Below are 25,460 nucleotides of genomic sequence, written 5' to 3'. Positions count from 1 at the left end.
AAGCCCTGAAAATACGAATTATTGAGCGCTTACAGAAAACAGTTCCAGTTGCGGATCTGTAATACGGAAAGTCTTTCTATGGTAAGGAGAGTGCCCATTGCTCAATACGGCCTCCCGATGATAGATAGTCGGGTATCCCTTGTTCTGCTTCCACTGAAAGTGCGGAAATTCGCAGTCAAGCTGTTCCATATAAGCATCCCGATGGGTTTTGGCAAGAATAGAAGCTGCCGCGATGTTCAAGTATTTACCATCACCTTTTATTACACAGCAATGCGGTACTTCACCGTATTTTTTGAACCGGTTTCCATCAATGGCCAGAAAGCCGGGTTTCATATGCAATGCATCAAGCGCGCGGTGCATGGCCAGGAAAGAAGCATTCAGAATGTTGATGCGGTCAATTTCCTCGTTGTCGACAGAGGCAACGGCCCATGCGAGTGCTCTCTCCTCGATTAGCGGGCGTAAGGCATCGCGCTGTTCATGATTAAGTTTTTTCGAATCATCAAGTCCGTCAAGATGAAAATCGCGCGGCAGGATAACCGCTGCAGCGAAAACTGGTCCGGCCAGACAACCACGACCCGCCTCGTCCAGTCCCGCCTCAATAAATTCTTCCTGGTAGCAGTTGATCAGCATACAACAAAGGTAAAACATCTGAAAAAAAGAGGCAAGGGGGTAGGGAAGGAACTTGCAAAAAGCTTAGAGGCTGTCTGGCAAGAAGCGTGTCACAAATCGAACTTTTTTTGCCTATTTATGCTTAAAATTTAACTTAAAGTTGGTAACTTTACGAAAGTTACCAACTTTGCAGGAGTCGAGCTCTGTCTTAAACAGAAGCGCCGGGGGCCTTTACATCAAACGCATCGCGCAGGCCGATCGCCAGAACGTTGAATGCATACACCGTAAGCATGATTGCCAGGCCGGGCAATATGGCGAGGTAAGCCGCATCCATGATAATGTAACCATAATGTTCCTTAATCATGCTTCCCCAACTCGGCATCGGCGGCTGGGCGCCGAACCCAAGAAAACTAAGTCCGGTTTCCAATAAAATGGCTGCAGCGAAATTTGATGATGCCACAACCAGTACCGGACCTGCTATGTTCGGCAAAATGTGTCTTACTATGATCCGGCTGTGGCCGAAACCCAGCGCGCGCGCCGCCTCTACGAACTCAACCTCCTTAAGGGCGATCACCTGTCCTCGTACCAGCCGCGCCACGTCTACCCATGTGGAGAGCCCGACAGCAATGAAAATCTGCCAGAAACCTTTGCCTAACGCAAACGATATAGCTATTACCAGCAATAATGAAGGCAGTGACCAGATCACATTCATCAGCCAGCTGATAGATGCATCGACCCTCCCGCCCCAGTATCCGGCCAGGGCGCCGAGGCCAACTCCGATAAATACGGAGATCAGCACCGCCATCAGGCCAACCGATAACGATACACGGATTCCAAGAATCAGCCTGCTCAAAAGATCACGTCCATAAATATCGGTACCAAGGTAAAAGGTACGCTTGTAGATGTGTGCAGCAACAATCTCATCAGTGCTGTTACAGTTTGGACAAAGATGCTTCCATGCAATGGATTGCTCTTCTGCCCGTTCCTCATCACCGATATAGGGGCGTACATACACGCTGTCGCCCGACAAACGGTAACCGGAAATTGGAATGCTTTTATAATCGGCAGGCTGACCAAAAAGCATGCGTTCAAACAGTCCGAGCCTCTCCACACCGTTAACCCTGGAGGTTTTCAAAAAAAGAAAACTTCGGCCAGGCTTCTTCGTACTGATCTGCAGATGCATGGTGTTCGCCATGGGCGTCTGGTCGGGCATAATCAGGTAACCAGCCAAACCCATCAAAGTCAACAGCCCGATAAAGACCATACCTGCCATGGCGAGTTTGTTTTGCCTGAACTTTTTCCAGATCTTTTGTGACGGGCTGCTCATTTTACCATTCTGTCTTTCCAGTTATATTTTCCGCTGTTACCGGCTATTCCAATATAAACCATGTACAAAATATGTAAAACATTGAGCAGTGGCAACATGAGCATTAATCTTTTCCGCTTCATAAATGCGGTAACGTCCCAAAGGAAACAGGCTTCGATAAAAAACTTAGCCAGAAACTGGCTTATCGCCACCTTAAAAAAGAAAGGCAGAAAAATTCCTGTTACGGCGTTCAGGAGAATACTTAGGTTAAACAACCAGATGCAAACCCCGAGTGCAATGATCGACTTATCCTTGTACCGGGTACTTTTAGATGCCCAGCGCTTTCGCTGCTGAATAAATTCACCAAGCGTTTCTTTTGCTGTTGTATAAACGACGGCATCAAGGCTTTTCAGAAAGCCGATTTTACCGGGATAACGCTGTGCCATTTTATGCAGCAGCAGTTCATCATCGCCGGAGGCCAGATCATCTATACCCTTAAAACCTCCTACCTCATGGAAGGCGGCGCGCTCATAAGTAAGATTTGCACCGTTGCATGTTGATGGCTTGTTGTTACCTATGGTTGAAGCACCTAATCCGATCAGATAAAGAAACTCCAGAGACTGAGCAGTTTCAAACCAGTTTTTCTCCTGATGATAAGCGACAGGCGAAGAAATCATTTTACACCCCGAAGATTCGTAGAACCCGACGATAGCGCTAAGCCAGCGCGTGCCCATGCGGCAGTCTGCATCTGTTGTAACAATTACCTGGCTTGCTGACGCGCCAATGGCCGTCTGGATCGCTTTTTTCTTGTAACTGTTTAATGCGCGGTCTTCGTTTAACCTGATGAGTTTAACGCCACTCGCAGCATAACCCATTACAATCTCGGCAGTACGATCGGTTGAGTGATCATCGATAATGATAATTTCATACGGCCCGTTGTAGTCCTGGGCCAGTAGGTCATCTATGGTCAGGGCGATATTTGTTTCTTCATTACGGGCAGCCACAATGACAGATACCGAGACATTCCCGGAAGAGGCTTCGACAGAGGATACTTTGAGTCTGTGCCAGCCTCTGATAAATGCAAGCACCAGCACAACATATAATACAGCCAGAAAAGCAGATATGAAGCTAAGTACGACGGGAATTTCCAAAGAAATTGAGTTTAAAAACGAAATAAGTGCCTAAGATAGCAGGAAAAATAATATTTACGAGCCAGATGCTGGCCGTGCAGGCTATAACCGCCACCTCCTGATCCGTTATAAAGCCAAAGAAATATGAAGCGGTGAGGCTTCGCACGCCAACATCGAACAGATCGAGCGAGGGCAGCGTTGACTGGACGAAAAACAACAGACAGATCATCATGATGATGTCTGTACTATTCAGGCCCGGAATGAGCCACGAAAACAGAAGAAAGTACTGGCTGCTGAAAACCGCGTATCGCGCCAGACAATACAGCAGGATTTTTAGCAGTTCACTTTTGCGATACCTGCCCAGCACCTTGTAAAATTTTTTGTATTTGCGTGTAAACCGGATGGACAATAACAATCCGTTCAGCCAGCGAATATTAAAGTAGAATAGTACAAAAAACCCCGAAAACGCAATACTGAGAATCAGCAGCGCATAACTGAAGACGGGATCCATGGGGACATAACGAAAAACAAACAGGCACGCTGCCAGTGCGCCAAAAACGTTCGTCAGCACAAGCTGGCCAATGTTGCCTACCGCCATAGCCACCACGCCGATAATCCGGCGCTTTGGCGAAAGAAAAAACACCCGCCCCCCATACTCCCCCAGCCGGTTGGGCGTAAAGATGGCCAGCGACAGACCGCAAAAAACCGACTCGACAGATCGCCACAACGTAATTCTTTCGATATGTCTAACCAAACGTCGCCATTTAAGCGCTTCCAGCAACCAGTTCAGCAGCATCAGGCCAACGATAACGAACCCGGCAAACCAAATCTTCGTTGATGAAAAACTGCTCACCAGTACAGCGAAGTTTTTCAGATTCGCATTTTCGGAAATTTTCAGGTAAATAAACCAGAATGTCAGAAAGACGATTACCGCTTTGATGACAAGAGATAGTACTTTTTTACGGCCTGCGGTCAATTTTAATCGGGTTAGTCTGTGCAAATATGCTTATTATTGTCCTAATGTCGATTGAAAAAAAGGAACGGGTCATTCTGGGTATCGACCCGGGAACGTCGGTGATGGGTTATGGAGTTATTTGCGAAAACGGCAGTAAAAACACCTTGCAGAGCTTAGGCATTGTAAAGCTTGACCACCTTAATGACCATTTCTCTAAACTCAGGCTGATCTTTGAAAAAACTGTCGGTTTGATCGATGCTTATCACCCCGATGTGCTCGCCATAGAAGCTCCCTTCTATGGCAAAAACATACAGGTGCTGTTAAAGCTGGGTCGTGCTCAGGGCATTGCGATGGCAGCGGCTCTCAGCCGGGATATTCCCGTGTTCGAATATGCGCCGAGAAAAATCAAACAATCGATTACCGGGAACGGAAATGCAACGAAAGAGCAGGTTGCAGCCATGCTGCAGCGCCTGCTCAATTTCAAGGAAACGCCTGAATTTCTCGATGCCACCGATGGTCTCGCGGTCGCCTTGTGTCATGCATTCCAGCGTACGCCAACCAGCAGCAGTAGTTCAAAATCTTATGCCGGCTGGTCAGGCTTTGTCAGAGACAATAAATCCCGGTTAAAATAGTCGTTTAGCTGCCAGCCGTTTTAACTGTAGTTTTTCTAACACGCTTAAGCACGATGTAAGTGATCAGTCCGAGAACAGGCAGCATCCACAGGTGTGCCAGCAAGAGCAGCAACTCTTTAAACATTATCCAGCCTGACGCCATATTGAGCCATAAACGGGAGAAAAAAGGCGGACGGAAATTTGCCAGATTATCGTTCGCTACCGTTACGCGGCTAATCGAATTGCTCTCATAGAAGGCAAGTACAACGGTACTAAATCGCACCTGCTGATCTATTTTCATGTTATCTATCTTTCGCTTCACATAGTCATCGCTCATCAGGGCTGCGCTGTAAACATCACTTTGTCTGCTCAGTTTCTTTTTTGCCGTCATGTCAAGAAGCACTTTTCTGTTTGCCGCCGTGAGGCTGTTTTCCAGGTAGGTGAGTTGCTGATCATCGCGTTTCATTGATTCCTGCTCAATATATACCGCCATCCCCTGCACATGGTTTAAGAACTCGTCCAGGTTAGGGGCCGGAACGCTCACTTTCATTCTCCCTTCATAGTAGAATGAACTTACTTCCATCAGGGAATCTGCCGACTGCCGCATCCGTTCATTTGAAACCTGAACCCTATTAAGTTCACTCTCTATCGTTAGACCGCCCTGCCTTTGCAGTTCTGCTACTACGGCCTGTTTTGTTTGAAGGGCATTGCCAACGCGCATCCGAAGATCAGCTGTACGTATAACTTTCAATTCGGCAGCCGTGTCTGTGGCAGACAGTACGGTATCAGCACCCATTTCTGCGAGCGATGCGCTTTCAATTTTTTTGTCGCTGCTGCAGGCCCAGATCAGTGGAATCAGGACTACGAGATATGCATTTCTTTTCATGACTTTTTTGTTTATCAGGCAGTTGCTTTTCAGAGCAGTTCTGCCGAAGTGGTTCATTTTTTAGTTTACCGGACATACCAATCCCACTCCGGCTGCAGTCCGGAAAAAATTTGGCATATCGTTAAAAATTGATTATTAATAAGCCAGACAACGGAACGTTAACCCTTGAAGGTCAATTCGTTGCCATTGTTTTTCTAACTGGCGAGGTATTTACCCTTAATACCAAAAGCCGGTATTGGTAACCTGGAAAACCTGAATGTAACAGAATGATTACAGGTAAGGTTGAGCTTCGGTCTTTGATTCAAAAGAAAAGCCTGTCAGTTATTGACAGGCTTTGGTATAATATAGTTAGCTGTGACCAGTTCTAAGCTTTTAAGATCTTGAATACACCAGCAATAGAAACAATAGCGCCTACAAAGAGGATGATCCAGGACACAAGTGAAAGCATAAAAGAATCAAATGCGAAACGTAGGTAGGTACCTACCATGGCGATAAGAACGCCGACAATAATTGTTGAATAAATGCCCGGCTGGTTTGCCTTCTGCATGCTCTGTGTATTGTGTCTAACGGGTTGTTCCATAATGCAATATTCAATGTTCAGCGGCAAAAATAAGATTTATTCAGGTGAAACTGAAGGCCTTTTTAATAAGATTTCAAATTTTCAAAGCGTTTATCGCTGCGTTCCTCCTCTGAAAGGCTGCCAGCCGGATAAAGCGGTTTCTCCCAGTCGCCATACATCGGATTTGGAACAACAATAAAGCGCTTTCCAAACAGTTCACGCGCATGGTCGACCTCCTCACGGGTATTGCGGTTCTCGCGGTAGAAAATATTGGAAAAATCACTGAGGTTATCGCCGCAAAGAAGCAGGATGTTATACCTCCCTGCAACATCCTGGCGCCGCGGTTCTTTGTCTGAGGTGCCCCCTTTCACAAGCAGATGTGCCGGGTCAGCATTTGGAAAACCAAAGCGCTGCAGGTTTTTCAGCGTTCCCGCATACTCCGGCTGTTCACGGTTGGTGATATAAAATATCTCGATCTTCTTACGTGCGGCAAATTTCAGAAAAGAAAGTGCGCCGGGGACTGTGTCGGCCCTGGCCAGATTACCCCATTCTGTCCAGTCTGCCTGTGCGAAACTTATCCCTTTCCTGATTTCATGTCCCTGAAAGGCAGAATTGTCAAGAACAGTTTCGTCTATGTCAACAACGATGCAGTTTGGCTTGCTCCGGTCGCGCTTTTTGAGTGCTTGCTTCAGCGAAACGCGGGCAAAATTATAGGCCTGAAAACATAATGCACGGTACTCGCCCGAGTGTTGCTGCCAGAGAACTGCTGTCGTATAGTCGCCTGCGGCAGACTGCCGGTTCTGCGCATGAACCAGGTTCACACTTAAGATCAATAACAGACATGATAGCCAGAACGGTTTATGAGCCATATTGTAAAAATAGTAAAATTCGGAGGGCAAGCTGTCCTCAAAAAAAGAAAGCCCTGCAGTTCTGCAGGGCTTTGAAAAAAGATACAATTTTTTTAGCCATTCAGCGCCGCCGCTCCGCTTACAATCTCTGTAAGCTCGGTTGTAATAGCCGCCTGACGGGCTTGGTTATATGACAATTTGAGCGACTTAAGAAGTTCGCCGGCGTTGTCGGTCGCTTTATCCATCGATGTCATGCGCGCGCCATGTTCAGAAGCATGCGAGTCGAGCACCGCTTTGTAAAGCTGAATTTTTATCGACTTTGGAATCAACTGCTCAACAATCTCTTCCTGTGAGGGCTCAAGAATGTAATCGACCTTTGATGTCTTTACTTCTTCAGCAGATTCAGTTCTGGGCAATGGAAGAAGTTGTTCGGTGGTGATAAACTGAACAGCAGCATTTTTAAACCGGTTATAAACCAGCTCAACCCTGTCGTAATCACCTTTAACGAAACCCTGCATAATCGCCTCAGTAACTTTGGTTACATTCTCAAAAGTAAGATCAGAATAAACCTCATTGTTGTTACCGATTACGGTGTACTTACGCTTCTCGTAGAAATCCTGAACCTTTTTACCGATAGCCACGATACTTACATTACCATTTTTATACTGCTGGCTGTAGGTGGTCGCGATCAGGTTGTTTGCGGCTTTGATTACATTCATATTGAATGCCCCTGCAAGACCCCGGTTAGATGATATCGTAACGATGAGCACCTTGTTCGGTTCACGCTGCTGGATAAAAGGAGAGTGTGAGCCTTCCAGGCTTGCAGAAAGATTACCAAGAATTTCCTTGAGCTTGGTGGCGTAAGGCCGCAAGGCAGTGATGGCATTGGTAGCGCGTTTCAGCTTGGCGGCCGAAACCATTTTCATGGCTTTGGTGATTTGCTGTGTCGACTGTACCGATGCAATTCGGTTTCTTACTTCTTTTAAGTTTGCCATTCTTTATTGATGTGAGATGTGAGTCAGAACGGAAGCCTGTTGCCAAAGCTGCCTGCTTCCGTCCTTATGCTCAAATCTATCTTCTCAGATCTTTATTAATATTTCCCTGCCAGTTCTTTGGCAACAGTTTCAAGTACACCGGTAATGTTATCATCAAATTTACCGGCTTTCAGCGCCTGAAGTGTTTCAGGATGACGCTGTTCAAGTTGCTGAAGGTACTCTACTTCAAACTCATGTACCTTATTTACCGGCACTGAACGCATCAGGTTTTTTGTTCCTGCATAAACAATTGCAACCTGTTTCTCAACGGTTAGCGGAGAGAACTGCGCCTGTTTAAGAATTTCCACGTTACGTGCACCTTTGTCAAGAACTGATTTGGTAGCTGCATCAAGGTCTGAACCGAATTTCGAGAACGCCTCAAGCTCACGGTACTGCGCCTGGTCAAGCTTAAGCGTACCGGCAACCTTTTTCATCGACTTGATCTGTGCGTTACCACCTACGCGGGATACAGATATACCTACGTTAATGGCCGGACGTACACCAGAGTTGAACAGGTTCGACTCAAGGAAGATCTGGCCGTCAGTGATAGAAATAACGTTTGTAGGGATATAAGCAGAAACGTCGCCCGCCTGTGTCTCGATAATCGGAAGTGCAGTCAGTGAACCGCCGCCTTTCACGATACCTTTGATTGAATCAGGAAGGTCGTTCATATTACGGGCGATCTCATCAGATGCGTTGATCTTCGCAGCACGCTCGAGAAGGCGGCTGTGCAGATAAAATACGTCTCCCGGATAAGCTTCGCGGCCTGGTGGGCGGCGCAGCAACAGGGATACCTCGCGGTAAGCTACCGCCTGTTTTGAAAGGTCATCATAAACGATCAGCGCCGGACGGCCTGTATCACGGAAGAACTCTCCGATCGCTGCACCGGCAAACGGAGCATAAAACTGCATCGGAGCCGGGTCTGAAGCTGAAGCCGAAACAACAACCGTGTACGGAAGGGCACCATTTTCTTCGAGTGTACGAACGATATTGGCTACGGTCGAGTTTTTCTGACCTACCGCCACATAGATACAAAACACGGGATTACCGGCTTCGTAAAATTCTTTCTGATTGATAATGGTATCGATACATACCGCCGTCTTACCGATCTGGCGGTCGCCGATTACCAGCTCACGTTGTCCGCGGCCGATAGGGATCATCGCATCGATCGCCTTGATACCTGTTTGCAGGGGTTCGTTTACCGGCTGACGGTAGATTACACCCGGAGCTTTACGCTCGATAGGCATTTCATAGGTATCGCCGCTGATTGGTCCTTTGCCGTCGATAGGCTCGCCAAGCGTGTTTACCACACGGCCAAGCATACCCTCGCCAACACGGATCGAAGCGATCTTTTTGGTACGTTTAATGGTATCACCTTCTTTGATCTCGTCTGATGCGCCCAGGAGAACCACACCAACGTTATCTTCTTCAAGGTTAAGTACAATACCCTGCAAGCCACTGGCAAATTCAACCAGCTCACCTGATTGAACTTTTGTTAAACCGTAAACACGGGCGATACCATCGCCTACCTGCAGTACGGTACCTACTTCTTCAAGTTCGGTTTCTGATTTGAAGCCGGCCAGCTGTTGCCTGATAATTGCCGATACTTCATCTGGTCTTACCTCTACCATAATTTTATTTTAATTGTATCTTTTTTAATAATTCAATGTCCTCCGCAGAGGGGATCTTATTTTACCGCGAGTTCTTTTTTAAGTTTATTCAGGCTGCCAGACATACTCGCGTCAAACTGCCTGTCGCCAACTTTAAGAATGAAACCGCCAATGAGTTTCTCATCTACCTTTTCGCTCAGTACAACTTCGTTCGAGCCGGTCTCCTTCTGAATGATTGACTTAAACTGGCTGCGCGCATCTTCAGTCAACGGCGTTGCAGAAACAACCTCGGCCGTAATGATTCCTTTCTGGCTCTGATACTGACGCACAAATTCTTTTGCGGTGCCATACAAAACGTCTGAGCGGCCTTTGTTAACCAGGATTTTGAAATAACTGCTGGTAACCTGGCTAACGTTGCTGGCAAAAATGGCATTGAGAATGCCGGTTTTTTTATCAAGCGGAACGATCGGATTGTTCAGGATCGCTTCCAGTTGCGGGTTCTCACCAACAACGCGGTCAAGCAGGACCATGTCGTTCCTGGTTGCTTCTAATGCGTTATTCTCATTAGCCAGGTCGATCAGCGCTTTCGCGTACCGGGATGCTACTTTTGTATCTGACATATATTCTGTTTGAAGAGTCTGTGCAGCAGATTATTTCTGTTGCCCTGGCCTCTGCTTAATTCAATTCAACGTCTTTCAGCAGGTTTGCAACAAGCGCTTCCTGTTTACTTTTGTCTTCAAGCTGGCTGCGCAGTACGCGTTCAGCGATTTCCAGCGATAGGGCAGATACCTGTCCTTTTACTTCTGCAAGCGCCGCTTTTTTCTGGTTCTCGATCTCAATCCTTGCTTTCTCGATCAATTTCGCACCTTCAGTCTGTGCCTGTTTACGTGCTTCGCCAACGATGCCGTCTTTGAGCTCTTTTGCTTCCTTAAGGATGCGGTCACGTTCAGCACGCGCCTCTTTCATCAGGTCTTCGTTTTGCGCAGTCAGACGGGCCATTTCCTGTTTCGCCAACTCAGCTTTATTCAGGGCTTCGTCAATACTCTGCTCACGATCGTGGATTGCAGACATAATCGGCTTCCAGGCAAACTTTCTAAGCAGAATGAGTAAACAAACGAAAGCGACAACCGTCCAAAAAACCAATCCGATACTGGGAGTAACTAATTCCATTTTATATGATTATATCAATTAAAGATTGCTAATAAAAGAGCGGAGGCCGACCAATCGTCGGGCTCCACTCATTTGCTGATTATTGAGGATTGTTACCCAACAATGCAACTACCACACCGAACAGTGCAGCACCCTCGATAAGGGCAGCAGCAATGATCATAGCAGTTTGAATTTTTGATGCAGCTTCTGGCTGACGGGCAATACCTTCCATTGCTTTACCACCTACCTGACCGATACCGATACCAGCACCGATTACTGCTAAACCGGCACCAATTGCCGCGATTGAACCTACCATAATTAATTTAATTTATATAATTTGTAAAAAAGGTTTATTGTTAATGATGCTCTTCAACTGCCATCCCGATAAACAGCGCCGTAAGCAAGGTAAATATAAATGCCTGCAGGAATGCTACCAGCAGCTCCAGAACATCCATAAACAATACGAATGCAACAGATACGGGGGCAATAGCCAGGCTCTCGAAAATAAAGATCAGAGAGATCAGACTAAGCACGATGATGTGTCCGGCAGTGATGTTTGCAAACAAACGGATCATGAGTGCGAAGGGCTTGGAAATGATACCGATCAGCTCCACAGGAATCATAATCGGATACAACCACCACGGAACGTCTGGCAATAAAATGTGTTTCCAGTAATATTTGTTGCCGTTCAGGTTTACAACAAGCAGCGTAATCAATGAAAGCACAAAAGTAAGCGCAATGTTTCCGGTTACGTTGGCACCTCCCGGGAAAATCGGAATAAGACCCAGCAGGTTGTTGATCCAGATGAAGAAAAACACCGTCAGCAGGTAAGGCATAAACTTGGCGTACTTGTGACCGATGTTCGGACGAGCAATATCATCGCGAACAAAGATGATGATCGGCTCAATAAGCGACTGAAGTCCTTTTGGAGATTTGCCAACCCGTTTCCTGTAAGCACCTGCTACAGAAATGAAGATAAGCAGCATGATCACAACCGCAACAAACATCGCGGCTACGTTTTTTGTAATTGAAAAGTCGATGATTGCACCGCTGGCCGTCTCGTCTACCTGACCCCCATTTACAACCTTAACCTTATCATGAACCAGTCGATACGTGTTATACTTCCCGGTAAAGTCATGCTCACCATGATGAAAGTTACCAGACGAGAAGAACTCCAGCCCCTGCGGCGTGTACAAGATAACCGGTAAAGGAAGAGATGTATGTCCCCACAGATGCCACATGTGTGAATCTGCAATGTGCTCCATGATCACCTTGGTAGGCTCGAATTTTTCTTCGCCTTTATGCGCGCCATGACCGGCTTCAGCAGCATGTTCGCCATGTACCGCTGTACTGTCGGCAGCTGCCAGACTGTCAACCTGTGCAAAAGCCCGGGTATTAAATGAGAAAAACGCGATTAAAAGCGTAAAAACAGTGATTAGCCTCTTAACTTTTGACACAAAAATTGGGTTATAATCCATTTACTGGCAGATTTTTACTTTAAATTTTGGTGGCGCAAGTTACGCAACAAACAGAATATTTCAAAGGCTGTAAACAATAAATATAAAGAAAAAAAGTTCAGTGTAAATGTAATCTGATTCCCCTTAGCTTTTATGCTGTAAATCAGCACAAAAGCCATACAAAATATCATTTTCAGCCCGATCGATGCCATGATGGCCATGATACCCGATTCGGGCTTGCTTTTCAGCCCCAGCGAGGCCAGTATATAGGCGATGAAAGTGATGCCCGCCAGGAAGCCAAAGATCAGCCAGAATTTCGGAACAAAGAGGTCTGCCTGCGGAAACAGGTTTTGCAGCAGAACTACCAGACCAATCAGCACTCCGCAAAAAATCAGGTAAAGGCTCGTAAAACGTGTAAGGTTCAAAATGGTACTTTTATGCAAAGGTAGTGTTTTCCCGTCATCGGCCGCAAACTATGGCCCCCGGATCATGGATTCGGCACCCCGCCTACTTCCCTTTTTTCGTGAGTTGCCTTACGGTCTGAACTAAACCGCCGCAAACACCAAGAAGACCAAACAGGGCGGTAAAAACGGGGGTCTTGCCGGGGCGGGTTTTATCTATCTGGTAACCGATAAAGGTAAAAACACCGATCACGGCTAACAGCTGGAAACCTACAGCCGAATACTTCAGAAATGTATTCACGTCTTTTTCTTCCCTTTTTGGCTCCATACCCCTTTTTTGTTAAATGAATCCTAAGTTACGCGCCTTTCGAATATTTTTGTGTACATTTTGTCATTTGATCAGACCATTGAAGCGCGTTTTTGTTTTCATAATCTTCTTTCTCCAGGCCGCTGTGGTTCTGTTACAAAGCTGCAGTACACAAAATGCGTCGACTTACAGCCGTGGCATGCAAAATCTTACGGCACGTTACAACTACATTTACAACTCAAAAGTCCTGTTGGATGATTACAGCAATACCCAGCTTGCTACCCAGCCGGAGAATTACGCCGAAATATTGCCCGTATATCCCGGGCCGCCGCCGCTGCAGATTGATGCTCTTGCACTTCCGGGTCAGAATGTAAAGGCGCTTGATGAGCTTATTGTGAAAGCAAAGGCCATCATCACAGACAAAAGTTACAGCAATTACATAGACGATGCCTATCTGCTACTTGGAAAGGCGTACTACTACAAAAGCGACTATTTCATATCATTTGAGTACTTTGATTACGCCGCACGCACTTATCAGAGCAACCTGCCGGTTTTTCTTGAGGCAAACACCTGGGCAGCACGTACGCAACTGCAGCTCGGCCGCTCTTCGCAGGCGTCCGTTTTGCTTGACTCTGTTAAAAAACGGCTTCCGCTGGCAAAAAACAAAAAGGCTGCTCCCCTGGCAACACTAGCCCAATTTGAAATAAACAGAAAAAACTATGCTGCTGCGCTTGATTTTCTCCGGCAGGCCATGAAACAACGTCCGTCAAAACAAGAGCGCATCCGCTGGAATTATATCTGCGCACAGTTATCCGAACGACTCGGTCATCCGGCGCAAGCCTACAAATACTACACACTTGTTAAAAACAGTAACGCGCCCTTCGAGCTGTATTTCAACGCAGACCTGAACCGGCTGCGCATCGGGCTGGCGGGTATAAGCAATCTCAGCGAAAAAGAAAAACGCCTGCTGAACCTATTACGTGATGACAAAAACCTGGATTTTTCTGACCAGGTATATTATCAGATTGCTGAGCTTTTCCGCGATGCGGGACAGCAGTCTGAAGCGGAGCGCTATTACCGCCTTTCGGCCAGGCTGAGCAGCCAGAATAATTACCAGAAAGGGCTGTCTTATCTGCGGATCGCAGATCTTAATTTCAATCAGGCGAGCGACTACATAAGAGCTAAACTGTACTATGACAGTGCTGTGGTAAGCCTGCCCCCAACATTTCCGGAATACGAAATTATCTCAAAAAAAGCATTGAACCTTCAGTATCTGAGCAGTCGCTATCAAACCATAGCGCGGCAGGACACACTGCAAATGCTGGCGGCTTTGCCCGCACCCGCCAGGCAGACCCGGATCGCTGCACTCGTCAAAAAAAACCAGGAAACTGTCGAACAACCAGCTGTGCAGGGCGGCAGCAACCTCTCAAATCCCGACCAGCCATTCCCTGCATCGGCAGTTGCTACCGGCAGCAACTTTTACTTCAATAATCCGGCAGCAATCAGCCGCGGACGAACCGACTTCATCAGGCGGTTTGGTAACAGGCCGCTAACAGATAACTGGCGTCAGCAACAGCGCTCATCGGCACAAAGCTCAACAGCTGCGGTAAACCAGGGGCTAAATTTGCCTGCCGGCACAGCAGCAGGCAACCCGGCCCTGGCAGCAGAGGCCACCGAGATCCGCGCTTATACAGATTCGCTTCCGCTGACGGCCGATCAACTGGCAGCATCAAACAAAAAGATAGCTGATGCTTTATTTCAGCTCGGCTCCTTCTATCAGCAGGTGCTTACAGATACAACCCAGACGATTGCAACCTATGAAATGCTTCTGAAGCGGTTTCCCCAAAACGAGTATCTACCGGTCGTCTATTACAGCCTCTACCTGGCTTACCAGGGGCGAGACCAGCAACAGGCTGAGAATTACAAGCAAAAACTGTTGAGGGCTTACCCATCCACCCTGTACGCGCGCATCCTGTCAGACCCTTCTTTCCTGACAGAAAATGCTGAACGCGACAGAAAAATAAATCAGGATTATGATGCCGTGTTTGCACTATACGATAAGGGGGATTATCAGGCAGTGCGCGCGGCGAGCGATAAAATACTGCAGCAGACCGGGGCGAACTTTCTGGCGCCGCAGTATGCCTATCTCCGCGCAATTGCCATTGGCAAAACCCAGCATGTGGATTCGCTGATCAACGCATTTAACGCCGTCGTGATGCGCTTTCCTGAAGACAAGGTGATTACGCCGCTGGTAAAAGAACACCTGGCCTACATCCAATTGCACTTACCCGAGTTTAGCCGCAGGCAGGTAGCCCTGACAGACTTTGACCCGAACGAACCTCATTTCCTGGCACGCAGTGCAGCTCCCGGAACCGTAACAGGAAAACCGGCAGGCACGACAAGACCGCCCGCCGTTGCAGTGGTCCCGGTAAGACCCGAAACCGGCAAACCCGTTGCAGCTGCGCCGGTTGCCCCTGCAAAGGAACCGCCTGCTGCATCGCCACCTGATACAAGCACACGCGTCGTTTCCAGGCCGCCGGTACGGCCTCCGGCTGGCCAACAGCCAGCAAAACCAAATCCGCAGGCCGTTTTCAGCAAGGCTGCGGCATCCGGCATATTTTACTTTGTGATCCGCGTGGCAGACCCTTCTTTGGTACTGAGTTCGTCGCGTTTTGGTATCGGGCAGTTTAACCGGGGAAATTACGCTGCCGCAAACCTGAGACATCAACTGGTGCAATTGCCGGCCGATCAACTCATCTATATAGGAAACTTTAGTAGTTTTGCAGATGCAAAGGCTTATTCGGCAGCCATGGTACCATTGTTGCGCAGCGTTATGAAAGTTCCGGCAGACCGCTATGAGCACTTTGTAATCAGCAGGGAAAATTTTGATCTGTTAAAAAACGCAGATCTGATCGAGGCATACCTCGAGTTTTACAAAAACAACTTTTAACACAAATGAGCAAAACGCTTACTGAGGCAGACATTAAAAAATATAATCTTCGCATCTGGAAAATCGTAATAGGGGGCATCGCGCTGTTTGCAATCTTTATTACGTGCGTCGGATTCGGCTTTTTCGGCGACCTCCCCTCCTTTCGCGACATCGAAAATCCGAAGAGCAACCAGGCTTCAGAAATTATCGCCGACAACGGCCGTACCCTTGGAACCTATTTCGTACAGAACCGTTCGAATGTTACCTATCCTGAGATTTCCCCGAATGTGATCAATGCCCTTGTGGCCACAGAAGACACCCGGTTTAAAGACCATTCGGGCATCGATTTCAGGCGTACATTTACAATCATCTTTTATAACCTCATCGGAAAAAAGCAAGGCGGCAGTACCATTACACAGCAACTTGCATTGAATCTCTTTTCAGAGAACGGCCGCGAAAGGAATTTCTTTAAGCGTGTGATGCAGAAATTCAAAGAGTGGATCGTTGCGGTTAAGCTTGAAAGAAATTATACCAAGGAGGAAATTATCACCATGTATCTGAACACGGTCGATTTCGGCAACAACGCATTCGGTATTAAATCTGCAGCCCGCGTTTATTATAGCACGACGCCGGATAAACTTACCATTACCCAGGCAGCAACCCTCGTAGGCATGCAGAAGGGCATTACCCGTTATTCGCCCACGCGGAATCCTGAGCGTTCGCTGGCACGCCGCAACACCGTAATGGCCATGATGGTGCGTTCGAACCTGCTTACCGATGCAGATTTTGAACGCGAGAAAGAGAAACCGCTTGGCCTTCGTTTCAATGCCGCAACAGTATCAGACGGAATTGCGCCATACTTCCGCGCTGTACTTAAGAACGACATTAAACGCATTTTTGAAGAGCGATCAATACTGAAGGCAGACGACACACCTTACGACCTGGACCGCGACGGTCTGAAGATTTATACAACGATCAATTATGACATGCAGGTCTATGCTGAAGAGGCACAAAAAGAATACATGAAACAGCTGCAGGCTCAGTTTATAAGAAGCTGGCGCGGCCGCAACCCGTTCAAGGGCAAAAAACTGGAGATTGATCAGGGCATGCGCCGCTCAGACCGCTACAAAGCGCTTAAGCTGGAAGGAAAAACCGATGAGGAGATCCGCGCAGACTTCAACACGCCAACCAAACTGACAATTTTTACCTGGAAGGGCGATATTGATACACTCATGAAACCGATCGATTCGGTGCGTTATTACAAAATGCTGCTCCGCAACGCAATGATGGCAATGGACCCGCGCACGGGTTACGTGAAAGCATGGGTGGGCGGAATTAATTTTCAGCATTTCAAATATGACCAGGTGAAGATGGGTACCCGCCAGGTAGGGTCGACAGCAAAACCCTTTACCTATGCTGTAGCGATTGAAAACGGCTATTCACCCTGCTTCTCCGTGCCGAATGAGCCAGTAACAATTGACGGCTATGGCGAACCCTGGACACCACGTTCATCAGGCACCATTCCGGGTTATCTTACGCTGCAAAAAGGCCTTGCTGCATCTCAGAACTATATTGCCGCCTACCTGATGAAACAGGTTGGCCCCGTAGCGGTGGCAAACCTGGCCACAAAAATGCATATACCAAACGTGCCGCCGTATCCCTCCATTTCGCTCGGATCTTTTGACGCATCGGTGTTTAACATGACCGGAGCCTACAGCGTTTTTGCGAATCGTGGTGCATGGACCGAGCCTACCTATCTGCTTAAAGTGACAGATAAAAACGGTGTTGTACTTTTTGAGCAGACACCAAAAGTAGAGCTGGTTATGAATGAAGAGGTCGCCTATGTCATGACACGTATGCTTCGCGGCGTGGTAAATGGTGGTACAGGAAGCCGGCTTAACTACAAATACCAGGTAAATGCGCCTGTCGGCGGAAAAACGGGAACCACAAACGACAACAGCGATGGCTGGTTTATGGCCGTAACCCCGCAGCTGGTTACCGGTGTCTGGACCGGCTGCGAAGACCGTGCCTTCCACTTTATTAATACCCGTGAAGGTGATGGTGCCACTACAGCGCTGCCTATTTTTGCCGGATTTATTAAGCGTGTTTACGCAAACCCTAAACTTGGTATTCAAAAGGTTGATTTTGAACCGCCCAAGAACGGCGTTTCAATCGTGATTGACTGCAATCAATACCAGCAGCAGGAACAGGGCAGCACGGAACTGGACGAGAAGCTGGGCTTCTGATAAAAAACCACCAGGGTAAAGCCACATAATCTAATTTTTAACGGTTATCCCGGTAAGCCGCGGGGAAAGAGCATGGAAACAAAAGACAGCAACGGAAACATCCTGAACGATGGCGATGCCGTAATCGTAAACCGGAGCCTGAAAGTTAAGGGCATGGCAGCGACGATTAAACAAGGCACAACCGTTAAGAACATTCGCTTAACAAATGACCCGAGGGAAGTGGAAGGCCGCATTGACAAAACCGTGATTGTGCTGAAGACAGAATTCCTTAAAAAGAAAGCCTGAACTCACCCTCCTTCGGCACACTGCTTTCTTTAGCGACATAAATTGCGGATATTTGCCTTTTGATGAGCAAATTCGATTACAAATCTGAACTCCAGAATATTCCACACCGGCCTGGCGTTTACCAGTACTGGGATGCCGAAGGCAACCTGATCTATATTGGAAAGGCAAAAGACCTGAGGAATCGTGTCGGTTCGTATTTTATTGAAGGGAACCATCGTGTCAATGGAAAGACGCGGATGCTTGTGTCGAAGATCAGGAAGATCACTTTCACACTCGTAGATACCGAGATCGATGCGTGGCTGCTCGAAAACAGCCTGATAAAAAAACACCAGCCGCGATACAATATCAACCTCAAGGATGATAAAACCTATCCCTGGATCATCATCAAAAAAGAGCAGTTTCCGCGTATCTTCTGGACGCGCAAGGTTATCAAAGACGGCTCAACCTACCTTGGTCCATATGCCTCTGTAGGCATGATGCATACCATCCTGGATCTGATCAGGGAAACGTATCCCCTGCGCACCTGCAACCTGCCGCTGAACGAGAAAAGCATAGCTGAAGGTAAATTCAAGGTTTGCCTGGAATACCAGATCGGTAACTGCAAAGGCCCCTGCCAGGGTTTCCAAACCGATGACGATTATGCAACAAACATCGAGCAGATCAAATCCATTCTGAACGGCAAAATTGGCAGCGTAATCAAAGACGTAAAGCAGGTTGTAAAAAAAGCTGCTGAAGACCTCAACTTTGAACTTGCACATGAATACCAGAAAAAGCTGGCTATTCTTGAAAAATACCAAAGCAAATCGACTGTGGTGAACAGTTCGATTACCAATGTGGATGTTTTCAGCATCGCATCAGACGAGCGGTACGCTTTTGTAAATTACCTGAAGATTATAAACGGAACAATTACCCAAACGCAGACCATCGAAATCAAAAAACGTCTTGATGAATCGGATGAAGAACTGTTAAGTATCGCCATTACCGAAATCAGAAGTAATTTCAACAGCACATCAAAGGAGATTATTGTGCCTTTTGAGCTGTCGCTCGAAGACGAGAATATCCGCTTTGTTGTTCCGAAACTCGGGGAAAAGAAAAAATTACTTGAACTTTCAGAAAAGAACGTGCTCTTTTTCCGTAAGGAGAAGCTGAATCAATACGAAAAACTTAATCCTGAATTGCGTACCGACCGCATCCTGACGCAGATGCAGAAAGACCTGCGGTTAACGCAGCTGCCGCGGCACATCGAGTGTTTTGACAACTCGAACTTTCAGGGTAAATACCCGGTTTCGGCCATTGTTGTGTTTAAAGATGCGAGGCCGTCAAAAAAAGACTACCGGCATTTCAACGTTAAAACCGTTGAGGGTCCGAACGACTTTGCTACCATGGAAGAAGCCGTTTTCAGGCGGTACAGGCGTATGCTGGAGGAAGGAACAGAACTGCCGCAGCTAATCATTATTGACGGCGGCAAGGGACAATTGTCTTCTGCTATGACCAGCCTGAAGAAACTGGGAATAGATAACAAGGTTACGGTTATCGGCATCGCCAAACGACTGGAAGAGTTGTTTTATCCGGGCGACTCTTACCCGCTTTACCTCGATAAGAAATCAGAAACCTTAAAGGTTATTCAGCAGCTGCGCGATGAGGCACACCGCTTTGGTATTACCTTTCACCGTAAGAAACGCGACCAGGGAACGCTTAAAACTGAACTCGAACAGATTCCCGGCATAGGTAAGACAACAGCAGAAAAGCTGCTCAAACAATTTAAATCTGTTAAAAAAGTAAGGGAAGCCAGCGAAACTGAACTGGCAACAGTGCTGAATCTTAAACAGATCAGGATGCTTAAAGCGCATTTTACGGGCGAAACGCTGTCCGTACAAACAGAAGACGACCAATTACCCGAACAGTAGTAATACTGCTGGGGCAGGGCCGAAACTACCTGACCTTTCGGGGCGCTTTATTTTTTGCTTTGCCTTTAACCGGGCGCTGAACGGGATCAGGCGTTTCAACGGCAGCATTATGCTCTTTCATAAGCAATTCGAGCCTGCTCATCAATTCCCGGTCTATACGTTCCCGTACTTTCTCGAGATTTTGTCCCTGGTACATCACATCGAGCGGTACATCGAGCGGATTGGAAATCTTGTAAATGCGACCGTTAAAGCGTCGTTTCATAAACCAGTCGTCATAACTCCATTGTGAGGCGTCGTTCTCAAACAGCGCAACCTTGCGCGTAGCCAAAATGTAGCGCAGCTCAGGAAAATAAACCCAGAAAGGCACATAATCATCTATTTCCTCACCACCGGCCCTGACACTCAAAAGCGGTGCGATTCCCAATATCCTGGCTTCAAAAACACCCCGGTTGCGGTCAAAAACCCAGTCTTCCATGATCATGTACTTTTTGATCTGGTCAGGGTTGAAATCCTGCTGCATCATCCGTCCGCCTATCTGGTTGCCATCTTTATCGTACTGCGGGACAAAAATACTGTCTGATAACTTTTTAATGATCTGATCGTTGTTCAGCACCTTTGAAAAGTAACTTCCTGATGGTCCCGCAGGCACATCATATGCCGTAAGTTCTCCTTCCTTCAGCGCGTTCATCATGATATCGCTCAGTTTGGACTGTGGGGCAAGCAAACTCCAGTTTACCGTATCTTTCGTATCGAGCGTACGCCAGAGCCGCTTTGAAAACAGCACGTCTTCTTCAGCAAGAGGGACATAATCGATCACCTGGCCGTTCAAAAAAAGCGAACCATAGTAACCATAAGAGGTTTTCTCATCAGGTTTCTGTGCAAACAACACCTGGCAAAGCAGTAGTAAAGCAGGTACTAAAAAAATGCCTTTCGTTTTCATATCAATTGATGGTCATAATGATTGGATTCAACACCCGGTCTACGCCATCCGGACCGGTGGACAGAATGTTGTCGAAAATAACTTTGCTTCCCGGCCGAATGGCATTAAATGCATTTTTAACATTCTGGCCAAACTCGGCGCCGGTATTCTGAATGACGGTAAGCTCGCGCGATGGACCCACGATCGTTACGGTAAACCGCCTGATAGAATACCTGACATCGAATTCAAAGTCTTCTGCGTTGGCATAAATAAAGTCCTGGTTACGCAAAACAACCGGATTCATGGTACCGGTCGTTTTGCCTGCGAATTTAGCTGTTGGATCTTTCAGCTTTTTAATGCGGAATTCCTGGCTGCCAAGCGTCATGCTTCGCCCGTCAACAACCGTACTTGTTTGCAGGACTACACGTTTACCAATACCCTCGCTGCCTACCCGGAATGTATAACCAGATGCGCTTCGGCGCAAAGTTCCGGGACCTGAAACACTAACGTTAAGTTTATCGGTAGGAAAACCCGCAGCAGAAACACGAAGCGGATTGGCGATGCCGGCATAAAAAATATTAAGTTTTTCGAGGGCAATGGTTGCTGAAGGGGCGGCTACCTGATACGTTTGCGGCTCGGTTTGAAATTCTTTAATTGTGCCATCGGTTTGCCGCACCCGCACGGTTCCCCGCCACGTGTAAACACCCGGCCGCGATGAACGGGTCTCGTATTTCCCTATACCATTTACTACGGGTACAGACTGGCCATTTACTGTAACCTGGGCAGCCCTTGCAGAATTGAACGAATTCAGATATACATCCGCCCGGTAGGGCTGACCGGCAAGCACATAGGCCGTTGGTGCCGCAGCGGTAGCTACAAAGCGGTCGAGTGTAATAACGCTTTCATCGTAGTGCCCGAGAATCTTCTTTACGAGGTAGTTTTCCGCATTTACTGCTTCAGACTTTAGCATCGAAAGGATGGTTATAGCAGCGGTTACCGGTGTTTCTTTACCAAAGTTGTACATCTCCCAGCTTTCGGTGCCGCCCGAAGCGTTTTTTTTGTCGACCGCATTCATCTTAAAACTAAGCGTACTGCGTTCATCTTCAGGAAAGAGTTCGAGCAGGCGGCGGCGTGTTGTATTGATCCGTTCCCGCAGGGCTGAAGCATGTTTTTTGTTTATAAAAAACTGGTAGGTAAGATCGGTGTTTTCACCGTTCATCACCTCCCCTGTTTCCTTTCTATACCCGCCTGTCTGGCTCAGCAACACAGTTTTAAGGGAATCGATATAGTTGTTTAAAGCCGCGGTGAGCGAAACCGCCCGGCTTGCTTTTTCCAGGACGGCGGTATTCTTTTCCGGATCACCTTTCAGTCGTTTTTCGCGGAAGCTGGCCAGATAAGAATTTGTCTCAACCTGATTTTTTTGAATAGATTCCTGCAGATTGTCATCCAGGTTGCGGAACGCATTAAGCACCGAATCAGGAATGCTCAGGGCAAGCATAGCCAGCAAAACCAGATACATCAGGTTCACGAGCCGCTGCCGGGGAGTCATTTTTGATTTCGACATGGCGTAGATCAGGCTCCCGGCATATTCATCGCTGAAAGCATATTCCGGTATACCGAATTAATTGCCGTCAGGTTCTTCGCCATTTTTTCCATTTCATGCTGTACACGCTGGGCAGTCTCCGCCTGGTTTTCCAATGCCTGAAAGTCAGCCGCCATTTTTTCGAAAGACCGGTTCATAAAGGTGAGCTTCCGGACCAGCTCCTCAACCTGTGCGTCATAGGCTACAGTCGTCTCTGCAGAAAATCCTGTCGTTACTGCTGTGCCCTTATTACCCCCATAAGTGCCGCCGGAAATGCCGGTAGCGGCCGGTTGAACGGAATTATTTACTGCTGCTCCCGTAGCCGGATGACCCGCTGAGGCCGGTATGGCTACAGGCTGTGCTGCAACAGCCGTATCATCATCATCTTCACGCTGAAAGCCAAGAATAAAGAACAGCACTGCTTCTGTCAGCATACCCGCAATGATCAATGAATCTGCTGCCTGCCAGCGTAACAGCTTGGCCATGACACCAATAATCACAACAGACGCACCCCAGGAGGTTACGGAATTGATGGTGACCCTGAATTTTCTTTTCTGTTTCATGATGCTTTACTTTAGAATAGCACGCTCATCACTGATGCTTACCACAGTTCTGAACCCAATGTTTGAACGGGCTGTATCCTGGTATTCGAACGAGCGGGCAGCATTACGCATAAAGTAAGGACCATCTTTCCAGGAACCACCCTTGATTACACGACGCTGCATATCTTTGGGATCGGTGCGCTGCGGAAGGTGCTGGTTACGTGGATTAAGATCGCCGGTTTTTGCAAGGACAGAAGTTGTGTAAAGATCTGCGGTCCATTCGGCAACATTACCGGCCATGTTATACAGTCCGAAACCGTTTGGATAAAAAGATTTTACCGGAGAGGTATAGATCCCTTTTTCTTTGACATAATTTCCGGGACCCGATTTAAAATTAGCCATCAGACAGTCGCAGTCGTTTTTCAGGTTATTTCCCCAGGGATACTCTTTGGCAACGAGTCCGCCTCTGGCGGCATACTCCCATTCAGCTTCTGTAGGCAGGCGGAATTCTGATTTACGCCGCTTTTTGTTGCGCGCATAATAATTATTGACATAGTTGGTGCGCCAGACCGTAAATGCCAGCGCCTGGCGCCAGCTTACACCCACAACCGGGTAATTAGCCAACGCAGGATGCGAGAAGTAATTTCGCATCAGCGGGTCATTTGCGGAGTAATTGAAGTCCTTTACCCATACGGTGGTGTCGGGATAAACATTAACCGTATCGCGGAAGGTAAATTCCTCACGCCCGCGCACAGGACTGTTCCGGGCCGCAAAGGCCTGTCTGAAATCAAACAGACTGTACGTATACCGAAGCTGGCTAACATCCAGGTCGCCCTTGTTGCTGAACAAGCCGTCGCTGGCCAGAAACATACGTTCAAGGTCAGGGTTTTTCTTGCGGTTTACCTTATTCCAGATCAGTCGCCCGTCGCCAACCTTGGCCCAGTTGATACGTTTCGGATCAAATGAAGGGTCTGCCTTTTTCCCCGGCGGCGGCTTCATGTACCATGATTCCTTATCAGTCGTGTAATTGGTAATGGCTATAGAATCCCGAACCCAGTTTACAAACTTTCTGTAAAGTTTATTGTCCACCTCCGTCTCATCCATATAGAAGGAAGAAACGCTCACCTTTCTTTGCTGGGCAAGCTGGTCAAACAATTCGTTTTCCTTACTCTGGCCCATCATAAAAGAGCCCGATGGAATGAAAACCATGTTTTGTTCGCCCGGATTGGTGCTGTAGGTTACTTTCGCAGATTTTCTGGCAAGCTCTGCCGTTCTGCTGCTGTTAAAGCTGTTGCAGGCGGTAAGAGAGAAGCAGCATGAAAGGACCCAAAGTAGATGTTTGGTCATTATCGGCTATACGTCTGAATTGAAACTGTTTTTCAACTAAGATAATAATCCGATGGGCAAGTCGGCTTATTTATTTGAAATTTTAACATAGTTTTCAATCGCCATAATCATAGACGGAACACCCGGTGCAGGGGCCGCGATATCAACGATCAATCCCTTTTCCTCAACGGCTTTCGAGGTATTTGTACCGAAAGCAGCTATACGCGTCTTATTTTGTTTGAACTCAGGAAAGTTCTTGTAGAGCGATTGGATGCTCGACGGACTAAAGAAAGCGATCACATCATAAAACACATCTGCCAGGTCTGACAGGTCACTCACAACCGTACGGAACAGAACCGCCGGCGTAAAATTATAACCATTCTTTTCAAGAAAATTCATGGTATCTTCTGTTGCCACATCAGAACATGGATACAGGAATTTCTCGTTGGCATGTTTCTTCAAAACCTCGGCCAGATCTGCCGCAGTTTGTTTACCGAAAAAGATCTTCCGCTTACGGTATTGAATATATTTTTGAAGATAAAGTGCAATAGTCTCAGACAGGCAGAAATACTTAAGGTCTGCCGGCACTTCATAACGCATCTCCTCGCAGATCCGGAAGAAGTGGTCTGCTGCATTACGGCTTGTGAAAATTACAGCAGTAAAGTCGGCCAGATTGATCTTCTCTTTTCTGAAATCGCGGGCAGGAACACCTTCGACATGGATGAAAGAACGGAAATCAATCTTTAAGTTGTACTTTTTTGCGAGGTCAAAGTAAGGAGATTTTTCAGTCTCTGGCTTTGGCAACGTGATCAGGATACTCTTCACCTTGCTGCGTCTTTCTTCAATCTTGTCTTGCATGTTT

25 protein-coding genes are annotated in these 25,460 nt (G+C 47.3%); 5 read left to right on the top strand and 20 right to left on the bottom strand.

Translation table 11 applies throughout. The annotated features are described in order from the left end of the window. Positions 1-18 precede the first annotated feature (18 nt). The 4 genes from EJV45_RS12330 to EJV45_RS12315 all read right to left on the bottom strand — a co-directional run bounded on the left by EJV45_RS12330 (position 19) and on the right by EJV45_RS12315 (position 4,045). Positions 19-630, bottom strand: coding sequence for a ribonuclease HII (locus tag EJV45_RS12330; RefSeq protein WP_129715994.1), 612 nt, complete (start codon positions 628-630; stop codon positions 19-21). A gap of 187 nt (positions 631-817) precedes the next feature. Continuing rightward, entirely contained in the window at positions 818-1,936 is a 1,119-nt protein-coding gene (locus EJV45_RS12325) for an ABC transporter permease (protein WP_129715993.1), read from the bottom strand. Then, on the bottom strand, positions 1,933-3,066 hold the full coding sequence (locus EJV45_RS12320) for a glycosyltransferase (protein WP_129715992.1): 1,134 nt from the start codon (positions 3,064-3,066) through the stop codon (positions 1,933-1,935). Before EJV45_RS12320 ends, EJV45_RS12325 begins: the two co-directional genes overlap by 4 nt. Then, a complete protein-coding gene (locus EJV45_RS12315) occupies positions 3,044-4,045 on the bottom strand; it encodes a hypothetical protein (RefSeq protein WP_240755276.1) in 1,002 nt (333 codons plus the stop codon). The genes EJV45_RS12320 and EJV45_RS12315 overlap by 23 nt, the downstream gene beginning before the upstream one ends. A gap of 20 nt (positions 4,046-4,065) precedes the next feature. Between EJV45_RS12315 and ruvC the strand changes: the two genes are divergently transcribed. Continuing rightward, positions 4,066-4,632: a crossover junction endodeoxyribonuclease RuvC gene (gene ruvC / locus EJV45_RS12310; protein ID WP_129715990.1), complete on the top strand. Its 567-nt coding sequence runs from the start codon at positions 4,066-4,068 to the stop codon at positions 4,630-4,632. 4 nt (positions 4,633-4,636) lie between these two features. Here the strand turns inward: ruvC and EJV45_RS12305 are convergent, their stop codons facing one another. From EJV45_RS12305 to EJV45_RS12255, 11 genes are all read right to left on the bottom strand, one after another. Continuing rightward, the gene (locus tag EJV45_RS12305; protein ID WP_165305053.1) at positions 4,637-5,497 is read right to left on the bottom strand and encodes a hypothetical protein; all 861 of its coding nucleotides are present in this window, start codon (positions 5,495-5,497) and stop codon (positions 4,637-4,639) included. Positions 5,498-5,861: 364 nt separating this feature from the next. Then, positions 5,862-6,077: a hypothetical protein gene (locus EJV45_RS12300; RefSeq protein ID WP_129715988.1), complete on the bottom strand. Its 216-nt coding sequence runs from the start codon at positions 6,075-6,077 to the stop codon at positions 5,862-5,864. A 62-nt stretch (positions 6,078-6,139) separates the two neighbouring features. Further along, positions 6,140-6,925, bottom strand: a complete 786-nt coding sequence (locus EJV45_RS12295) for a 5'-nucleotidase, lipoprotein e(P4) family (protein WP_129715987.1) — start codon at positions 6,923-6,925, stop codon at positions 6,140-6,142. Positions 6,926-7,017: 92 nt separating this feature from the next. Then, positions 7,018-7,899, bottom strand: a complete 882-nt coding sequence (gene atpG, locus EJV45_RS12290) for an ATP synthase F1 subunit gamma (protein ID WP_129715986.1) — start codon at positions 7,897-7,899, stop codon at positions 7,018-7,020. Between the two features lie 95 nt (positions 7,900-7,994). Further along, positions 7,995-9,569 (bottom strand): F0F1 ATP synthase subunit alpha, encoded by a 1,575-nt coding sequence (gene atpA, locus EJV45_RS12285; RefSeq protein WP_129715985.1) that lies wholly within the window; start codon positions 9,567-9,569, stop codon positions 7,995-7,997. A gap of 56 nt (positions 9,570-9,625) precedes the next feature. Further along, positions 9,626-10,168: an ATP synthase F1 subunit delta gene (atpH, locus tag EJV45_RS12280; RefSeq protein WP_129715984.1), complete on the bottom strand. Its 543-nt coding sequence runs from the start codon at positions 10,166-10,168 to the stop codon at positions 9,626-9,628. 55 nt (positions 10,169-10,223) lie between these two features. Further along, on the bottom strand, positions 10,224-10,718 hold the full coding sequence (locus tag EJV45_RS12275; RefSeq protein WP_129715983.1) for a F0F1 ATP synthase subunit B: 495 nt from the start codon (positions 10,716-10,718) through the stop codon (positions 10,224-10,226). A 79-nt stretch (positions 10,719-10,797) separates the two neighbouring features. Next, the gene (gene atpE, locus EJV45_RS12270) at positions 10,798-11,013 is read right to left on the bottom strand and encodes an ATP synthase F0 subunit C (protein ID WP_056087863.1); all 216 of its coding nucleotides are present in this window, start codon (positions 11,011-11,013) and stop codon (positions 10,798-10,800) included. A 40-nt stretch (positions 11,014-11,053) separates the two neighbouring features. Continuing rightward, complete coding sequence (atpB, locus tag EJV45_RS12265) at positions 11,054-12,175, bottom strand: F0F1 ATP synthase subunit A (protein WP_129715982.1); 1,122 nt, start codon at positions 12,173-12,175, stop codon at positions 11,054-11,056. A gap of 14 nt (positions 12,176-12,189) precedes the next feature. Further along, positions 12,190-12,579: a hypothetical protein gene (locus EJV45_RS12260; RefSeq protein WP_240755275.1), complete on the bottom strand. Its 390-nt coding sequence runs from the start codon at positions 12,577-12,579 to the stop codon at positions 12,190-12,192. Positions 12,580-12,661: 82 nt separating this feature from the next. Continuing rightward, entirely contained in the window at positions 12,662-12,883 is a 222-nt protein-coding gene (locus tag EJV45_RS12255; protein WP_129715981.1) for an AtpZ/AtpI family protein, read from the bottom strand. 178 nt (positions 12,884-13,061) lie between these two features. Here EJV45_RS12255 and EJV45_RS12250 point away from each other — a divergent pair, with 178 nt between their 5' ends. The 4 genes from EJV45_RS12250 to uvrC all read left to right on the top strand — a co-directional run bounded on the left by EJV45_RS12250 (position 13,062) and on the right by uvrC (position 20,229). Further along, entirely contained in the window at positions 13,062-15,812 is a 2,751-nt protein-coding gene (locus EJV45_RS12250) for a gliding motility protein (RefSeq protein ID WP_129715980.1), read from the top strand. Between the two features lie 5 nt (positions 15,813-15,817). After that, entirely contained in the window at positions 15,818-18,037 is a 2,220-nt protein-coding gene (locus EJV45_RS12245; RefSeq protein WP_129715979.1) for a transglycosylase domain-containing protein, read from the top strand. Positions 18,038-18,109: 72 nt separating this feature from the next. After that, the gene (locus tag EJV45_RS12240) at positions 18,110-18,322 is read left to right on the top strand and encodes an alkylphosphonate utilization protein (RefSeq protein WP_129715978.1); all 213 of its coding nucleotides are present in this window, start codon (positions 18,110-18,112) and stop codon (positions 18,320-18,322) included. Positions 18,323-18,384: 62 nt separating this feature from the next. Beyond that, positions 18,385-20,229: an excinuclease ABC subunit UvrC gene (gene uvrC, locus EJV45_RS12235; RefSeq protein WP_129715977.1), complete on the top strand. Its 1,845-nt coding sequence runs from the start codon at positions 18,385-18,387 to the stop codon at positions 20,227-20,229. A 25-nt stretch (positions 20,230-20,254) separates the two neighbouring features. Here the strand turns inward: uvrC and gldN are convergent, their stop codons facing one another. The 5 genes from gldN to EJV45_RS12210 all read right to left on the bottom strand — a co-directional run bounded on the left by gldN (position 20,255) and on the right by EJV45_RS12210 (position 25,456). Continuing rightward, entirely contained in the window at positions 20,255-21,169 is a 915-nt protein-coding gene (gldN, locus tag EJV45_RS12230) for a gliding motility protein GldN (protein ID WP_129715976.1), read from the bottom strand. 1 nt (position 21,170) lies between these two features. Then, positions 21,171-22,712 carry a gliding motility protein GldM gene (gene gldM, locus EJV45_RS12225; protein WP_129715975.1) on the bottom strand — a complete coding sequence of 514 codons (1,542 nt, stop codon included), beginning with the start codon at positions 22,710-22,712 and terminating at the stop codon, positions 21,171-21,173. An 8-nt stretch (positions 22,713-22,720) separates the two neighbouring features. Then, positions 22,721-23,293 carry a hypothetical protein gene (locus EJV45_RS12220; protein WP_129715974.1) on the bottom strand — a complete coding sequence of 191 codons (573 nt, stop codon included), beginning with the start codon at positions 23,291-23,293 and terminating at the stop codon, positions 22,721-22,723. Between the two features lie 6 nt (positions 23,294-23,299). Beyond that, a complete protein-coding gene (locus EJV45_RS12215; protein ID WP_129715973.1) occupies positions 23,300-24,619 on the bottom strand; it encodes an SUMF1/EgtB/PvdO family nonheme iron enzyme in 1,320 nt (439 codons plus the stop codon). 66 nt (positions 24,620-24,685) lie between these two features. Then, positions 24,686-25,456, bottom strand: a complete 771-nt coding sequence (locus EJV45_RS12210; protein ID WP_129715972.1) for a uroporphyrinogen-III synthase — start codon at positions 25,454-25,456, stop codon at positions 24,686-24,688. Positions 25,457-25,460 lie beyond the last annotated feature (4 nt).

This window comes from Pedobacter sp. SYP-B3415 (genome assembly GCF_004138205.1).
GTDB lineage: Bacteria > Bacteroidota > Bacteroidia > Sphingobacteriales > Sphingobacteriaceae > Pedobacter.
The sequence above is the reverse complement of the archived record's forward strand: the minus strand, read 5'-3'. Positions and strand labels throughout refer to the sequence as shown.

Excerpts from the sequence above, each read along its gene's own strand:
- EJV45_RS12330 (WP_129715994.1), bottom strand. The coding sequence starts at position 630 with ATGCTGATCAACTGCTACCAGGAAGAATTTATTGAGGCGGGACTGGAC.
- EJV45_RS12325 (WP_129715993.1), bottom strand. The coding sequence starts at position 1,936 with ATGAGCAGCCCGTCACAAAAGATCTGGAAAAAGTTCAGGCAAAACAAA.
- ruvC (WP_129715990.1), top strand. The coding sequence starts at position 4,066 with ATGTCGATTGAAAAAAAGGAACGGGTCATTCTGGGTATCGACCCGGGA.
- EJV45_RS12305 (WP_165305053.1), bottom strand. The coding sequence starts at position 5,497 with ATGAAAAGAAATGCATATCTCGTAGTCCTGATTCCACTGATCTGGGCC.
- EJV45_RS12300 (WP_129715988.1), bottom strand. The coding sequence starts at position 6,077 with ATGGAACAACCCGTTAGACACAATACACAGAGCATGCAGAAGGCAAAC.
- EJV45_RS12295 (WP_129715987.1), bottom strand. The coding sequence starts at position 6,925 with ATGGCTCATAAACCGTTCTGGCTATCATGTCTGTTATTGATCTTAAGT.
- atpG (WP_129715986.1), bottom strand. The coding sequence starts at position 7,899 with ATGGCAAACTTAAAAGAAGTAAGAAACCGAATTGCATCGGTACAGTCG.
- atpA (WP_129715985.1), bottom strand. The coding sequence starts at position 9,569 with ATGGTAGAGGTAAGACCAGATGAAGTATCGGCAATTATCAGGCAACAG.
- atpH (WP_129715984.1), bottom strand. The coding sequence starts at position 10,168 with ATGTCAGATACAAAAGTAGCATCCCGGTACGCGAAAGCGCTGATCGAC.
- EJV45_RS12275 (WP_129715983.1), bottom strand. The coding sequence starts at position 10,718 with ATGGAATTAGTTACTCCCAGTATCGGATTGGTTTTTTGGACGGTTGTC.
- atpE (WP_056087863.1), bottom strand. The coding sequence starts at position 11,013 with ATGGTAGGTTCAATCGCGGCAATTGGTGCCGGTTTAGCAGTAATCGGT.
- atpB (WP_129715982.1), bottom strand. The coding sequence starts at position 12,175 with ATGGATTATAACCCAATTTTTGTGTCAAAAGTTAAGAGGCTAATCACT.
- EJV45_RS12255 (WP_129715981.1), bottom strand. The coding sequence starts at position 12,883 with ATGGAGCCAAAAAGGGAAGAAAAAGACGTGAATACATTTCTGAAGTAT.
- EJV45_RS12250 (WP_129715980.1), top strand. The coding sequence starts at position 13,062 with ATGCAAAATCTTACGGCACGTTACAACTACATTTACAACTCAAAAGTC.
- EJV45_RS12245 (WP_129715979.1), top strand. The coding sequence starts at position 15,818 with ATGAGCAAAACGCTTACTGAGGCAGACATTAAAAAATATAATCTTCGC.
- EJV45_RS12240 (WP_129715978.1), top strand. The coding sequence starts at position 18,110 with ATGGAAACAAAAGACAGCAACGGAAACATCCTGAACGATGGCGATGCC.
- uvrC (WP_129715977.1), top strand. The coding sequence starts at position 18,385 with ATGAGCAAATTCGATTACAAATCTGAACTCCAGAATATTCCACACCGG.
- gldN (WP_129715976.1), bottom strand. The coding sequence starts at position 21,169 with ATGAAAACGAAAGGCATTTTTTTAGTACCTGCTTTACTACTGCTTTGC.
- gldM (WP_129715975.1), bottom strand. The coding sequence starts at position 22,712 with ATGTCGAAATCAAAAATGACTCCCCGGCAGCGGCTCGTGAACCTGATG.
- EJV45_RS12220 (WP_129715974.1), bottom strand. The coding sequence starts at position 23,293 with ATGAAACAGAAAAGAAAATTCAGGGTCACCATCAATTCCGTAACCTCC.
- EJV45_RS12215 (WP_129715973.1), bottom strand. The coding sequence starts at position 24,619 with ATGACCAAACATCTACTTTGGGTCCTTTCATGCTGCTTCTCTCTTACC.
- EJV45_RS12210 (WP_129715972.1), bottom strand. The coding sequence starts at position 25,456 with ATGCAAGACAAGATTGAAGAAAGACGCAGCAAGGTGAAGAGTATCCTG.